The organism is Enterobacter sp. RIT418 (genome assembly GCF_003057745.1).
In the GTDB taxonomy this organism is placed as follows: Bacteria; Pseudomonadota; Gammaproteobacteria; order Enterobacterales; family Enterobacteriaceae; genus Enterobacter.
Map to the genome: position 1 here is coordinate 63,442 of NZ_QBJD02000012.1, position 13,761 is coordinate 77,202.

At 55.2% G+C, this 13,761-nt stretch carries 13 protein-coding genes; 4 read left to right on the forward strand and 9 right to left on the reverse strand.

What is annotated here, in order from left to right; genetic code table 11:
• Window position 1: 1 nt before the first annotated feature.
• From DBY73_RS15060 to rfaD, 6 genes are read right to left on the reverse strand one after another with little or no spacing between them, the layout of a single operon-like run.
• Window positions 2-1,096: a glycosyltransferase gene (locus DBY73_RS15060; protein ID WP_112011903.1), complete on the reverse strand. Its 1,095-nt coding sequence runs from the start codon at window positions 1,094-1,096 to the stop codon at window positions 2-4.
• A 58-nt stretch (window positions 1,097-1,154) separates the two neighbouring features.
• The gene (locus DBY73_RS15065) at window positions 1,155-2,420 is read right to left on the reverse strand and encodes an O-antigen ligase family protein (protein ID WP_112011904.1); all 1,266 of its coding nucleotides are present in this window, start codon (window positions 2,418-2,420) and stop codon (window positions 1,155-1,157) included.
• Window positions 2,401-3,576, reverse strand: coding sequence for a glycosyltransferase (locus DBY73_RS15070; protein WP_112011905.1), 1,176 nt, complete (start codon window positions 3,574-3,576; stop codon window positions 2,401-2,403). Before DBY73_RS15070 ends, DBY73_RS15065 begins: the two co-directional genes overlap by 20 nt.
• Window positions 3,576-4,544: a lipopolysaccharide heptosyltransferase RfaC gene (rfaC, locus tag DBY73_RS15075; RefSeq protein WP_112011906.1), complete on the reverse strand. Its 969-nt coding sequence runs from the start codon at window positions 4,542-4,544 to the stop codon at window positions 3,576-3,578. Before rfaC ends, DBY73_RS15070 begins: the two co-directional genes overlap by 1 nt.
• Window positions 4,545-4,547: 3 nt before the next feature.
• Complete coding sequence (gene rfaF / locus DBY73_RS15080; protein ID WP_112011907.1) at window positions 4,548-5,594, reverse strand: ADP-heptose--LPS heptosyltransferase RfaF; 1,047 nt, start codon at window positions 5,592-5,594, stop codon at window positions 4,548-4,550.
• 2 nt (window positions 5,595-5,596) lie between these two features.
• Complete coding sequence (gene rfaD / locus DBY73_RS15085) at window positions 5,597-6,529, reverse strand: ADP-glyceromanno-heptose 6-epimerase (RefSeq protein ID WP_014881999.1); 933 nt, start codon at window positions 6,527-6,529, stop codon at window positions 5,597-5,599.
• A gap of 208 nt (window positions 6,530-6,737) precedes the next feature.
• Between rfaD and kbl the strand changes: the two genes are divergently transcribed.
• Both kbl and tdh read left to right on the forward strand, forming a co-directional pair.
• The gene (gene kbl, locus DBY73_RS15090; RefSeq protein WP_112011908.1) at window positions 6,738-7,934 is read left to right on the forward strand and encodes a glycine C-acetyltransferase; all 1,197 of its coding nucleotides are present in this window, start codon (window positions 6,738-6,740) and stop codon (window positions 7,932-7,934) included.
• Window positions 7,935-7,943: 9 nt separating this feature from the next.
• Window positions 7,944-8,969: an L-threonine 3-dehydrogenase gene (gene tdh, locus DBY73_RS15095; RefSeq protein ID WP_112011909.1), complete on the forward strand. Its 1,026-nt coding sequence runs from the start codon at window positions 7,944-7,946 to the stop codon at window positions 8,967-8,969.
• Window positions 8,970-9,010: 41 nt separating this feature from the next.
• On the opposite strand, the gene DBY73_RS15100 is transcribed toward tdh, so the two are convergent.
• The 3 genes from DBY73_RS15100 to gpmM are packed head-to-tail and all read right to left on the reverse strand — an operon-like array spanning window position 9,011 to window position 12,796.
• The gene (locus DBY73_RS15100; RefSeq protein WP_112011910.1) at window positions 9,011-9,955 is read right to left on the reverse strand and encodes a divergent polysaccharide deacetylase family protein; all 945 of its coding nucleotides are present in this window, start codon (window positions 9,953-9,955) and stop codon (window positions 9,011-9,013) included.
• A gap of 3 nt (window positions 9,956-9,958) precedes the next feature.
• Window positions 9,959-11,218, reverse strand: coding sequence for a murein hydrolase activator EnvC (gene envC / locus DBY73_RS15105; protein ID WP_258458741.1), 1,260 nt, complete (start codon window positions 11,216-11,218; stop codon window positions 9,959-9,961).
• Window positions 11,219-11,251: 33 nt separating this feature from the next.
• Complete coding sequence (gene gpmM / locus DBY73_RS15110) at window positions 11,252-12,796, reverse strand: 2,3-bisphosphoglycerate-independent phosphoglycerate mutase (RefSeq protein ID WP_112011912.1); 1,545 nt, start codon at window positions 12,794-12,796, stop codon at window positions 11,252-11,254.
• 250 nt (window positions 12,797-13,046) lie between these two features.
• On the opposite strand from gpmM, the gene DBY73_RS15120 reads away from it, so the two are divergent.
• Both DBY73_RS15120 and grxC read left to right on the forward strand, forming a co-directional pair.
• Window positions 13,047-13,478 carry a rhodanese-like domain-containing protein gene (locus tag DBY73_RS15120; protein ID WP_112011913.1) on the forward strand — a complete coding sequence of 144 codons (432 nt, stop codon included), beginning with the start codon at window positions 13,047-13,049 and terminating at the stop codon, window positions 13,476-13,478.
• A gap of 11 nt (window positions 13,479-13,489) precedes the next feature.
• Entirely contained in the window at window positions 13,490-13,741 is a 252-nt protein-coding gene (grxC, locus tag DBY73_RS15125) for a glutaredoxin 3 (protein WP_080329847.1), read from the forward strand.
• Window positions 13,742-13,761 lie beyond the last annotated feature (20 nt).

The window sequence follows — 13,761 nt, forward strand, 5'->3', positions numbered from 1 at the left end:
ATTATTCGGTAAAGGTGAGGCCCGCACGGGCGAACGCACGGAGCACTTCAAGAGTGTAGTTATCTTCGTAGAACGGTTCGATAGCCTGTTTGATAATATTACTGTCCGGCAGCGTTTTACCGTTCACGATCTCCTGAAGGTGCTTAACGAAAACGTCCGGGCGATCGGTCGGATACAGATTCCCGTTAACGCCTTCTTGAATAATATCCGCAGGTCCTGTTTTGCAGTTCGAACTTATGGCGTACACACCATGCGCGCTGGCTTCGGCAAGGACCATGCAAAACCCTTCAAAGTGAGAGCTGCTGAGTAGGCAAGTGGTTGTCTGCAACGTTTCACGGATATAGCTCCAGGGGTTTTTTTGCCATCCATGCCAGCATAGCCTGTCCTCGATGCCCACGGCTTTCGCGTATTCCTGCAACATTTCTGTGTCAGCGCCTGCACCAATGATGTCCAGCGTCCATGCACCTTTTGTTTGCGCCAGCGCGTCGAACAATCCACGCATATTTTTTTGCCCATCGGCAATAATTCTGCCAACGTAAATAAAGCGCGTACCTTCCGGCGGGCGAGGGATGCAAACGGGGCTGCGGGCGATAGGGTTGTAGATGGTGGAGATACGGCCGTCTTCAATACCCATCGCAGTCAGCTGCTCGGCGATTTCAGAGCAAATAGCCAGGTGATAATCGGCCCGCTTTACATATTTTGCTTTATAAAGATTATGCGTTGAGAAATGCAGCCAGGAAAAAATGACCGGCTTCTGCAAGGTATATTGTCTGGCGACGTTGCTGATAAAACAGGACAGTGTATCGAGCGCAATAATAAGCTCGGGTTTTTCCCGGCTTATCAGCTTACGAAAAGAGTTTGCGAAAGATAATCGACGGATTTTCGTATTTCTTATGCCTGAGGTGATGCGGCTGTAGTTGCTGTGGGCCAGCCAGTCGTCGCAAACGGTAGCGTTGCCTTCTTTAAAAAAGACAAAAGAAATATCAATGCCGGGATGACGGGCGCGGAGTAATCGCACTAGCGTGCTGCATACCGTTTCCATCCCTCCCAGGCCGCTTAATTCATACCCGGCAATGATAATTTTATTTATCTTCATCTCATTAACTCTATGTTATTGGCCCCCCGAGCATATTGCTCAGAGGTATAGTAGTGCGTTATTTCGCAGCGTGTAAAGTCTCAGCCTGTACGGATAATTCTCCTCTTTTCCCGAGAAAAATCATCGCCGTGAGAAGACCAATAACGTAAACAATCGAGCCTTCCCTGCTGAAGAATATGACATCACTTAAGCCATAAACGATCAGGCTAAGCGTCATCACCATCAGCGTCGGGTTGCGGTTTTGCCAGGCGCACAACAGAAGGGAGAGGTAAAAGAGAATTAGCGCCCCTGCGCCTGCTATCCCACGCAGCGAGTAGTTATCAATCAGCTCGTTGTGCAAATGGACGTTCATATAAGTGACGGAGCCACCAAGGGAAGTGTCTTTGGTCGCAAGCTGCTTTATCCGAGCGTTACGTTGCTCTGCGGATTGGCCAAGGGGGGCCGCAGAGCCTGTATTCACGCCAACCTCGAACATTGCAACGCGTGCTCCGACGGAGGTGCGGCTGTTATTGCTGTTCTGCAGCGTTTTTATATCATGTTGCAGGGCATCTAGCCGCTTTTCTAACGGCTGTTGAAAAATATAAACCGCCGCTGCCAGCAGGCAGGCAAAGAATACAATCATCTTAATAAGGTGCTGTTTGTTGACGTTGCTGTGGGTAAATGCAAGAAGCAGACACAGAATCGGATAGCTTAAAATTGCAGCCCTCGTGCCCGTAAAAATAATCGCACTGAAGGTTAAGCCAATGGTAAACGCGAAGAGCACATATCTCACCCAGCCATGTCTATTTAACACCGCATGAAGCAGCAGAATATCGATAACGGTAATGATGTAGGCCGCCATCGTTGCCCGATCAAAACCAAGCTCAATACGCTGTTCTGAATGGAAGTTGTACTGGTGGATAGCATACACGTTGGCTAATATTCCGCCGATAATGAATATCGAATCCAAGAGTACAGTATTGTGCTTGATGTTAAAATTTGAAAAAATAAAAATCAATACGGAAAATAGTAATATTATTTTTCCGGACGTTTCATAACTATTGTAGATATCCCAATAGGCGCCGTTGTTTTTAAACAGTGCGACCCAAATCAAAATCGTGCCTGCTAGCAACAGGGACGCAAGCATCGGCACAAGATTTTTAAGAGGCTTGTTGATTCTTTTATAGCATATAAACATGGCTAAAATAGCCACATAACCCGCCGTGTAGAAAATTTTTCGTGGACGAGCTGAATCAAAAATAAGCAGATACTGGGATGCTAACATCATTAAAAAAGCAATAAAAAGCACTACGTCGAGCGAAAGCTTATTTTTTATTGTTTTCATCAACAACTTCCAAAATTGTAGCGTTAAATTCGCTAATGAAATTTTTATAATCAAAATGTTGGGCGACATGCGCAAATGCATTTGCACGCCAGGTCGCATAATCATCGCCAGCGATTTTTATCACAGCATTAGCCACGGCATGGTGATCCATCAGCATCGGGCTCACGAGACGATCCTGCTCGGGAGAATAGACGTCATAGGGGAAATTCACGTTTATGCCGGTTAACGCCTGGTGTGCTTCCGGTGCTACGTCGGGAACAATGCCCACGCCGCATACGCCGTCTTCAACCACTTCCGGCTGTCCGTCAATCATCGGGAAAACCACCGGTACGCCGTAGAACAGGGCTTCCATACATGAGAGTCCAAAGGGTTCCGTCACGGGGGTGCTTAGATAAATGTCGATCGCGTTAAAAAAGCCGCTCAAATCGTCTTTGAAGCCTAAAAAGTTGACGTGCTTAGTGATGCCGAGTTTTTCAGCCAGCTGGCGAAAAGCGTCTTCGTCTGGGCCCTTACCGGCAATGTCCAGCGTCACGTCCATACCGCGATCCTGAAGCGATTTGAGCGCCAGCAGCGCCACGCTAATGCCTTTTAATCCTACGAGACGGGCAGCGACGCCTAAACTCAGCGGCGCGCTCAGCGTTTTTTCACCCTTGTTTATGCCCGGCGGCGGCTGGATGCGGTTGATCACCGTTTTAACCGGACAGTCAGGATCGAAGCGCAGTTCCATAACGCGCTTTGAGGCTTTTGCTGCGGAGATACATCCATCAAGCAACGCAAAAAAAGCCAAATTCTTCCTGCTGTGCGCATACCGCCATGAGCAGCCGTGATCGTAATAGATAACTTTCCCTCGCGAAGGTTTGCCTGCAAAACCGGGGATCAGATCCCAGATGATTACCGCATCAGGTTTTGCAAACCAGAGCTTTGTCTGTAGGGCAAATTTTCGCATAAAGACGGGATATTTCAGCGTGACAGAATTTATGATTCTGTTAACAAAGGTTATTTTCTTACCCGGTAAATGCTGCTCGATTTCAGGACCGATATGGTTGCTGATGCAAAAAATAATATCGTCTGCGGAAGTCGCGTCGTTGATATATTGCAGGAACAGGCGTTCAACACCGCCCATCTTTGCGAGGTTAATAATATGAAGCTTCCGCATCAAAACGCTCCTGTTCCTTTAATAAAATCATAAATTTCCTGAGGGGAAATATCGGACATTAATCCGCTTTTTGAAAGGAGATAATGCTGATTTTGGCCGTAGCCGCCGATCAAACCCGGGTCCGTCGGCCCGTACAGCGTGACGTTAGGGCGGCTTAACGCCGCGCTAAGATGGCTCAGACCGGTATCCACCGAAACAATCTGTTTAGCATTTGCCAGCTGCCGCGCAACGTTCTCAAGGCTCATGCGCGGTAAAACCGTTACATTCGCCGAGCCTTCCGCCAGCCGCTTCGCACGTGCTTCCTCATGGGGCGCGCCCCACGGCAGCCGAATCTCAATATCATGCTCCGCCAGCAGCTGGATTAACGCTTTCCAGTGGGATTCCGGCCAGTGCTTATCATCGCGCGTGGTGGCATGAAGAAAGATGAAATACGGTTTATGACCGTCATCGCCTGCCTGCTGGAAACGCTGGGCGATCGCGTAATCCCCCTGCGCGTCCGGTTTTGCATAGCCGAGGCTTTTAGCAAACAGCTCGCGAATACGTTCTACGGCATGCTGATCTTTTGCGATGTGATGGCGGCGATTGTAAAACAGGCTCGCCAGCGGTTCGCGGGCGGTTTGCCAGTCCATGCCGTGCTTTACGCCATGCGCCAGACGCGTGACCAGCGCGGCGCTTTTGACCAGCCCCTGCGCGTCGATAATGGCATCGTAGCGCTGAGCCTGCACCGCCTCGCGAAACGCCTTACGTTCGGCTTTGATCGGCGCGGAGAACCACGCTTTGCGCCAGCGGCGGATTGCCACAGGAATGACGCGGTCCACGGCCTCATGCCATGTAGGGATCTGCGCAAAGCCTTCTTCGACCACCCAGTCAAAGCGAATGCCGGGAATGGCGCGCATGGCGTCCGTCAGCGACGGCAGGGTGTGGAGCACATCCCCCATGGAGGACGTTTTAACGATCAATACCCGCATGCGTTATCCTTCTTCGCTCAACAGCAGTTCGTTAAGCTCTTCGAGGACGCGCTGCGGCGTAATGTCGATCAGGCTCTGGTGATAGCCTTCAGCGGCATCGCCTTTACGGACTTTGTGGTAGCCGGTAATCAGGCGAATGACGCGCGCTTTATGGGACAGCGGCGGCGTGAAGTCCGGGCTGCTTGGGCCGTACAGCGCCACCAGCGGGCGGTTCAGCGCGGCGGCGACGTGCATCAGGCCGGAGTCGTTCGTCACCACGGCCTTGCAGGCGGCAAGCAGAATAACGGCCTGCTCCAGCTGGGTTTCCCCGGCCAGATTACGGCACCAGGCCTGCTGTTCGGTACTTAATGCGGCGAGAATTTCGTTGCCCGCGTCGTGATCCTTCGCGGAGCCAAACAGCACGATCTGATGGCCTTCGTCGATAAGCTCTTTAGCCAGTTCCGCATAGTGATAGTGCGGCCAGCGTTTTGCCGGGCCGAACTCCGCGCCGGGACAAAAGCCGATCATCGGGCGCTCAGACGAAAGTCCAAACGCGTTGCAGGTGTGGGATTTCTCCCCGTCGTTGACCTGCAGCTGTGGCCAAAGAAGCGGCTGCGGCAGGTCTTTCGCGCTGCGCATCACGCCCTTGTCGTAGGCCAGCGCCACATAGCGCTCGACCATCAGCGGCCAGGCTTCTTTATCCAGCACGCGCGCGTCGTTCAGCAGGCCGTAGCGCATTTCACCGCGCCAGCCGGTGCGGTGCGGGATGCCCGCAAAGAAAGGCACGAGAGCGGATTTGAATGAGTTAGGCAGCACGTAGGCGCGATCGTAGCGCTTGTCGCGCAGGCTGTGCCCAAGCTTGCGGCGTTCACCAATTTCCAGTGCCCCGTGGCCGAGCGGCATCGGAATCGCTTCGTTGACTTCCGGCATACGCGACAGCAGCGGACGGCACCACGCGGGTGCCATCACGTCGATGATTGCCTGGGGATAGCGCGCCTTGAGCGTGCGATAAAGACTTTGCGACATCATCATGTCGCCCACCCATGACGGGCCGATCACCAGAATTCTCATACTTACGCGTCGCGGTTCAGCCAGGCCATATATTCCGTTACGCCTTCGGCAACGGTCTTGAACGGCTTGTCGTAGCCCGCTTTACGCAGGTTAGTCAGGTCTGCCTGAGTGAATGCCTGGTAGCGGCCTTTCAGCTTATCCGGGAACGGAATGTACTCGATGCTGCCTTTTTTGTGGTACGCCAGCGTCGCGTCTGCCACCGCCTGGAAGGATTCCGCGCGGCCCGTGCCCAGGTTAAAGATGCCGGATACGCCGTTTTCCCAGAACCACAAGTTGACTGCCGCCACGTCGCCCACGTAGACGAAGTCGCGCTTGAAGCCGTCGCTGCCTTCGAACAGTTTCGGGCTTTCACCGTTGTTCAACTGTGTGTTCAGGTGGAACGCCACGCTCGCCATGCTGCCTTTGTGGCCTTCGCGCGGCCCATAGACGTTGAAGTAGCGGAAGCCAACGATCTGCGAGTTCGCTTCCGGCAGGATCTGGCGCACATATTCGTCGAACAGGAACTTGGAGTAACCGTAGACGTTCAGCGGCTGCTCGTATTCGCGGGATTCGATAAAGTCAGACGTGCGGCCGCCGTAGGTTGCCGCAGAAGAGGCGTACAGGAACGGAATTTCACGCTCCAGGCAGTAGTGCAGGATCTCTTTGGAGTACTGATAGTTGTTGTCCATCATGTACTTGCCGTCCCACTCGGTGGTGGAAGAGCACGCGCCTTCGTGGAAGATGGCTTCGATCTCGCCGAACTCTTCACCTGCCATAATCTGGATAAGGAAGTCTTCTTTATCCATATAGTCAGCGATGTTCAGATCCACCAGGTTCACAAACTTGGTGCCGTCTTTCAGGTTATCCACCACCAGGATGTCGGTGATGCCTTTGTCATTGAGGGCCTTAACGATGTTGCTGCCGATAAAGCCCGCGCCGCCGGTAACGATGATCATAACTGTAACCTTTGAAGTATGAGTCGGGGACAATCCCGAACGCTAATCTCTTTATCATATCATCTCAATGCTCAGGCTTCATTCACCTTCACAGCGCAGGGGTACGCGTGATTTATGCTGCAAAAACGACAAGAGATACTGCGTCATCTCGTCATAAACTATAGGTTTGGGTAATATGTCCCGAAATTTGCCGAGTCTGGAGAATGCAATGCGTGGTGATTTTTACAAACAGTTAAACAGCGACCTCGACACCGCCCGTGCGGAAGGGTTGTTCAAAGAAGAGCGTATTATCACGTCTGCACAGCAGGCGGACATCACCGTTGCCGACGGCAGCCACGTGATCAACTTTTGTGCGAACAACTACTTAGGCCTGGCGAATCACCCAGAGCTGATTGCCGCGGCGAAAAGCGGCATGGACTCCCACGGCTTCGGCATGGCCTCCGTGCGCTTTATCTGCGGCACCCAGGACAGCCACAAGCAGCTCGAGCAGAAGCTGGCCAACTTCCTCGGAATGGAAGATGCGATCCTGTACTCCTCCTGCTTCGATGCCAACGGCGGCCTGTTTGAAACCCTGCTCGGCGCTGAAGACGCAATTATCTCCGACGCCCTGAACCACGCCTCCATCATCGACGGCGTGCGCCTGTGCAAAGCGAAGCGCTTCCGCTACGCCAACAACGATATGGTCGAGCTGGAAGAACGCCTGAAGGAGGCGCGCGCGGCTGGCGCTCGCCACGTGCTGATCGCCACCGACGGCGTGTTCTCCATGGACGGCGTGATCGCCAACCTGAAGGGCGTGTGCGACCTGGCCGATAAATACGACGCGCTGGTGATGGTCGATGACTCCCACGCCGTTGGTTTTGTCGGCGAAAACGGCCGCGGCTCGCACGAATACTGCGACGTGATGGGCCGCGTGGACATCATCACCGGCACGCTGGGCAAAGCGCTCGGCGGCGCGTCCGGCGGCTATACCGCCGCGCGTAAAGAAGTGGTTGAGTGGCTGCGCCAGCGCTCCCGCCCGTATCTGTTCTCCAACTCCCTGGCTCCGGCGATCGTTGCCGCGTCCATCAAAGTGCTGGAGATGGTGGAGTCCGGCGCTGAGCTGCGCGACCGCCTGTGGGCTAACGCGCGCCTGTTCCGTGAGAAAATGAGTGCGGCAGGCTTCACCCTGGCCGGTGCCGACCATGCGATCATTCCGGTGATGCTGGGCGACGCGGTGGTGGCGCAGAAATTTGCCCGCGAGCTGCAAAAAGAGGGGATTTACGTCACCGGGTTCTTCTTCCCGGTGGTGCCAAAAGGTCAGGCGCGAATCCGCACCCAGATGTCTGCGGCGCATTCGCCTGAACAAATTGAGCGTGCGGTGGAAGCCTTTACCCGCATCGGCAAACAGCTGGGCGTAATTGCCTGAGGACGTGTGATGAAAGCGTTATCCAAACTGAAAGCGGAAGAAGGGATTTGGATGACCGACGTGCCGGAGCCGGACGTCGGTCATAACGATCTGCTGATCAAGATTCGTAAAACCGCCATCTGCGGTACTGACGTTCACATCTACAACTGGGACCAGTGGTCGCAGAAAACCATTCCCGTTCCGATGGTTGTCGGTCACGAATACGTGGGGGAAGTGGTTGGCATCGGCCAGGAAGTGAAAGGCTTCAAGATTGGCGACCGCGTTTCCGGCGAAGGCCATATCACCTGCGGCCACTGCCGTAACTGCCGCGGCGGACGCACGCACCTGTGCCGCAACACCGTCGGCGTGGGCGTGAACCGGCCGGGCTGCTTCGCGGAATACCTGGTGATCCCGGCGTTCAACGCGTTCAAAATCCCGGACAATATCTCTGACGATCTGGCCTCCATCTTTGACCCGTTCGGCAACGCGGTACACACCGCGCTGTCGTTCGATCTGGTCGGTGAAGACGTGCTGGTATCCGGCGCAGGCCCAATCGGCATCATGGCGGCCGCGGTGGCGAAGCACGTCGGCGCGCGTAACGTGGTGATCACCGACGTGAACGAGTACCGTCTCTCTCTGGCGCGCAAAATGGGCGTGACCCGCGCGGTAGATGTGTCTAAAGAGAGCCTGACCGACGTGATGGCCGAGCTGGGCATGACCGAAGGGTTCGACGTGGGTCTGGAGATGTCCGGCGCGCCGCCGGCGTTCCGCACCATGCTGGATACCATGAACCACGGCGGCCGTATCGCGATGCTGGGTATTCCGCCGTCGGATATGTCCATCGACTGGAACAAAGTCATCTTCAAGGGGCTGTTCATCAAGGGCATCTATGGCCGCGAGATGTTTGAAACCTGGTACAAGATGGCGGCGCTGATCCAGTCCGGCCTCGATCTCTCTCCAATCATCACTCACCGCTTCTCCATCGATGAGTTCCAGCAGGGCTTTGACGCGATGCGCTCAGGGCAGTCTGGAAAAGTGATCCTCAGCTGGGATTAAGTAAAAAAAGCGCCCTCAGGCGCTTTTTTTATGGGCGTGAATCAACGCGACGATGAGTCGCTATTTCCCCAGCCCTGCCACTGATGCTGGAAATATTTCACCAGCGTACTTTCACCGATGCTTTCCCCAATCACCGTGAAGAAGCGCGTTGCATGGACCGGCTCAAGTGGCTGCTTTGGCGCGCAGTTTTTCACGCCGCGGAACGGATTGCGCGGCTGCGTTACCGGCGGCCGGGCATTGCCAGGACGCGACGTATCTACCTGCGGTTCGTTCAGCAGGTCGCTTGGGCGAACCAGCGTAATGTCGGAAGGCAGCGTCGGGAGCATTTGCTGAAGCACGCGGACGGTAGACGGATGCGGGTGGCCGATGGCAATCGCCGAGCCGTTCCGGCGCGCCAGCTGCACCGCGCGGTTAAACTGCACGCGGATATCCGCTTCGTTTTGGGTATCGTCCAGAAACACCTTACGCTTAATCACCTTCACGCCCGTTCCCTGCGCGGCGCGCATCGCCTGACTGTTGCCGATGGTCATGCTGTCGAGGAAATAGAGGTTGTAGCGCTCAAGCGACTGCATCACCTTGAGCATACCGTACAGGCTGGAGGTCATTGCGCTGCCCATGTGGTTATTCAGCCCGACGGCGTAGGGCACTTTACCGTACGCCTCGCGGATGATGCGATCGATCTCGTCGCTGCTCATCTCCGGGCGCAGCGTGTCTTTTTCAAGCGGCTGTTTGCTGAGCGGTGCCATAGGCAAATGGATCAGGACTTCATGCCCGCTGTTGTGGGCTTTGGTTGCCATCTCGCGGGCGTGCGGGGCATTTGGCAACACGGCGACGGAGATGGCCTGCGGCATCGCCAGCACCTGATTTTCGTTATGCGGACGATAACCGAAGTCATCAATCACGATGGCAAGTTTGCCTGCGTAAACCGGTCCAGCCAGCGCCAGAGCGCTGACGACGGAGAGAACAATTCGGCGAAAGTGAAGCAAAACTTATCTTCCCAACCACGGCTGTGGATTGACCGCCTGACCCTGGCGACGAATTTCGAAATAGAGTGACGGGCGGCCCTGACCGCCACTGCTGCCCACAAGGGCGATGGGTTGGCCAGCGCGCACCTGAGTGCCGACGCTGACCAGCGCGCTCTGGTTGTAGCCGTAAAGGCTCATATCGCCTTTACCGTGCTCAACCACCACCACGAGCCCGTAGCCCTGCAGCCAGTCGGCCAGGATCACGCGGCCATCGGCGATGGCTTTCACTTCGCTACCCTCAGACGCACCGATAACGATCCCCTTCCAACGTAGCTCACCCTGCAGCTGTTCGCCATAGCGATGCAGAAGGGTGCCGCGAACGGGCCAGTAGGCCTGACCGCGCGGAGAGCCAAGGCCACCTGTGCGCGACATCAGGGAGCGTTCGCTTTCGGTTGGCTTATAGGTGGTGCCTTTGCGCGAGGCTTCCTGCTGCTTGTTACGTACGGCCTGCGCTTCGCGCGCCTCTTTTTCGGCGCGGGCTTTTGCGGCGGCTTCCGCACGGGCAATGCTGTTACGCAGCTTAGATTCGTTAGCGCGCAGCTCGCTCAGCTGGCTTTGACCCTGCTGGATGGAGGACTCAAGTCCGGAAAGGGTTTTCTTACGCTCGTTGCGCGCCTGTTCAAGCTTCGCCTGCTGGGCCTGCTGCTCGTAAAGGAGCGTCTGCTGCTGGCTTTGCTTCTCTTCCAGCTCGGCTTTTTGAGTGGTGACTTCTTCGCGCGTCTGCTTCAGCTGCGCAATGGTCTCCTGGCGGGCCTGGTTGAGGTAGCCAAAGTAGGCCTGCAGGCGCTGGCCGCGCTGGCTCTCTTCTCCGCTCAGGATCAGCTGAAGGCCGGTGTGTTCGCCCTGACGAAACGCGGCGTCAAGCTGGGCCGCAAGCGTGCGCTCCTGCGCGTCCCGCTGGCGCTCCAGTTTGGCAATCGACGCGTTCATGTCGTCGATCTGCTTATTCAGCTGGGCGAGGGTATTCTGGGTTTCGCGGAGCTTGCGCGCGGCGGCGGAAATCGCTTCTTCCTGCTGCTTAAGCTGGGCAAGCAGTACCGAACGCTGCTGTTGCTGCTGGCGTACCGCGCGCTCTTTAGCGGCGATATCGGCCTGAATAGATTTAAGCTGGTCGCGGTCGTCCGCGTGGGCGGATTGGGCGCACAGCAATACGCCAGCGCTGAGCGCGCTGGCGTAAAGCAGAGGTCTGACTGATAACCGTAACGGCTTCACGACCCATGTGATTGAAAAAATCGCCTTTCCCCTCATGGGGAGCGATTATTCCACGATGAACAGCGGCTTGCCAGTCATCTCTTTCGGGATTTCCATACCCATCAGCGTCAACATGGTCGGCGCGATGTCGGAAAGCTTGCCGCCTTCTACCGCTTTCAGTGATTTATCACCAACATAAATCAGCGGAACCGGCAGGTTGGTGTGGGCAGTGTGCGCCTGTCCGGTAGACGGATCGCGCATCTGCTCCGCGTTGCCGTGGTCGGCGGTAATCAGCAGCTGGCCGCCAACGGACTCAACCGCTTTCGCTACCTGCTCAACGCAATGATCCAGCGCTTCAACCGCTTTCACAGCCGCGTCCATCACGCCGGTATGGCCGACCATGTCGCCGTTCGGGTAGTTACAGATGATGGCGTCGTATTTGCCGCTTTCGATCGCCGCGACCAGTTTTTCGGTCAGCTCGGCGGAGCTCATCTCCGGCTGCAGATCGTAGGTCGCCACTTTCGGCGAGTTGATCAGAATGCGCTCTTCTCCCTTGAACGGCTCTTCAACGCCGCCGTTAAAGAAGAAGGTCACGTGCGCGTATTTCTCGGTTTCGGAGATGCGCAGCTGCGTTTTGTCGTGCTTCGCCATCCACTCGCCGAAGGTATTTGCCAGGGAAGCCGGTGGATAGGCGCAAGGCGCTTTAATGTCTGCCGCGTATTCGGTCAGCTGGATAAAGTCGAGCTTAACCACTTTTTTGCGGGCGAAGCCGTCGAAGTCGCTGTTTACAAAGGCGCGCGTGATTTCGCGCGCGCGGTCAGCGCGGAAGTTCATGAAGATCAGCGCGTCGCCGTCTTCCATTGCCGCATCGGCCTGGCCTTCTGCACGAATAACGGTGGCTTTCACGAACTCGTCGTTTTCATCACGCGCGTAAGCGGCTTCCAGGCCTTCAACGGCGGTTGCGAACTGGAATTCACCTTTCGCCAGCGTCATCAGGTCATAGGCCTGCTCAACGCGATCCCAGCGGTTATCGCGGTCCATGGCGTAGTAGCGACCAATGATAGACGCCACGCGCCCTTTGCCCAGTGCAGCAAATTTTTCTTCGAACGCGACCAGCGAGCCCTTCGCACTGCGCGGAGGCGTATCGCGGCCGTCGAGGAACGCGTGCAGGTAGATTTTTTCCGCACCTCGCTCGGCTGCCAGCTCAACCATCGCCATGATGTGATCTTCATGGCTGTGAACGCCGCCCGCAGAGAGCAGGCCCATGATGTGAACGGCTTTGCCTGCCGCAACGGCTTTATCAACGGCACCGGTCAGCGTTGGGTTGGCGAAGAAGGTGCGTTCTTTGATTTCTACGTCGAGACGGGTCAAATCCTGATACACGATACGGCCCGCGCCCAGGTTGACGTGTCCAACTTCGGAGTTGCCCATCTGGCGATCCGGCAGACCCACTTCCAGACCAGATGCATCAATCAGGGTGTGAGGACGTTTTGCCCACAGCGCATCCATAACCGGGGTTTTGGCGTTAAGAATGGCGTTATCCTGACTTTCTTCGCGATAGCCATAACCATCAAGAATGACCAGTACCATAGGTTTTTTAGAAACCGACATTGCGACAACCTCATGCTCAAGAGACAAAAAATTTGCGTAATTTTACTACAGCTGAATCGATAAAATAGCCTCGGAAGATCAAAGAAAGCGCGGTCACAAACCACCCTGGAGGGTATTTTCAGCCATTTTTTTTCGTGGCAGGCCGCAGAAAATGGATTAGCTTTATGTCACTGGCTGTATTTGCCACAACGCGCAGGTATACTCCTCTCCTGGTTTTTTTTAATCACTTAGTCGGGAGTTAGTACCCCCCATGCAAGAAATTATGCAATTTGTCAGCCGCCACCCGGTTCTGAGCATCGCGTGGATTGGCCTGCTGGCCGCCGTGCTTTTCACCACGTTTAAGGGCCTGACGTCTAAAATTAAGGTGATCACGCGGGGTGAAGCGACCCGTCTGATTAACAAAGAAGATGCGGTCGTGGTCGATCTGCGCCAGCGTGATGACTTCCGCAAAGGGCATATTGCAGGTTCTATTAACCTGCTGCCAGCGGAAATCAAAGCGAACAACCTCGGTGAGCTGGATAAGCATAAAGCTCAGCCGATTATTGTGGTTGACGGCACCGGCATGCAGGCGCAGGAATCTGCTAACGCGCTGCATAAAGCAGGCTTCGAAAACGTAACGGTTCTGAAAGAAGGCATTTCCGGCTGGAGCGGAGAGAATCTTCCTTTGGTTCGCGGTAAATAAGGAGTTCAGTGATGGCCAATATTGAGATCTACACCAAAGCAACCTGCCCGTTCTGCCACCGTGCAAAAGCGTTGCTGAACAGCAAAGGCGTAACGTTCCAGGAACTGCCTATTGACGGTGACGCGATTAAACGCGAAGAGATGATTCAACGTAGTGGCCGCACGACGGTTCCGCAGATTTTTATTGATGCGCAGCACATTGGCGGCTGTGATGACTTGTATGCGCTCGACGCGCGTGGTGGACTCGATCCGCTGTTGCGCTAAGACGTTTTAGGACAATTAAA

What these genes read in the sequence shown, in the direction of transcription:
- rfaD (WP_014881999.1), bottom strand. Translation starts at nt 6,529, where the DNA reads ATGATCATCGTTACCGGCGGCGCGGGCTTTATCGGCAGCAACATCGTT.
- grxC (WP_080329847.1), top strand. Translation starts at nt 13,490, where the DNA reads ATGGCCAATATTGAGATCTACACCAAAGCAACCTGCCCGTTCTGCCAC.
- DBY73_RS15120 (WP_112011913.1), top strand. Translation starts at nt 13,047, where the DNA reads ATGCAAGAAATTATGCAATTTGTCAGCCGCCACCCGGTTCTGAGCATC.
- DBY73_RS15065 (WP_112011904.1), bottom strand. Translation starts at nt 2,420, where the DNA reads ATGAAAACAATAAAAAATAAGCTTTCGCTCGACGTAGTGCTTTTTATT.
- DBY73_RS15070 (WP_112011905.1), bottom strand. Translation starts at nt 3,576, where the DNA reads ATGCGGAAGCTTCATATTATTAACCTCGCAAAGATGGGCGGTGTTGAA.
- kbl (WP_112011908.1), top strand. Translation starts at nt 6,738, where the DNA reads ATGCGTGGTGATTTTTACAAACAGTTAAACAGCGACCTCGACACCGCC.
- DBY73_RS15060 (WP_112011903.1), bottom strand. Translation starts at nt 1,096, where the DNA reads ATGAAGATAAATAAAATTATCATTGCCGGGTATGAATTAAGCGGCCTG.
- rfaF (WP_112011907.1), bottom strand. Translation starts at nt 5,594, where the DNA reads ATGAGAATTCTGGTGATCGGCCCGTCATGGGTGGGCGACATGATGATG.
- rfaC (WP_112011906.1), bottom strand. Translation starts at nt 4,544, where the DNA reads ATGCGGGTATTGATCGTTAAAACGTCCTCCATGGGGGATGTGCTCCAC.
- tdh (WP_112011909.1), top strand. Translation starts at nt 7,944, where the DNA reads ATGAAAGCGTTATCCAAACTGAAAGCGGAAGAAGGGATTTGGATGACC.
- gpmM (WP_112011912.1), bottom strand. Translation starts at nt 12,796, where the DNA reads ATGTCGGTTTCTAAAAAACCTATGGTACTGGTCATTCTTGATGGTTAT.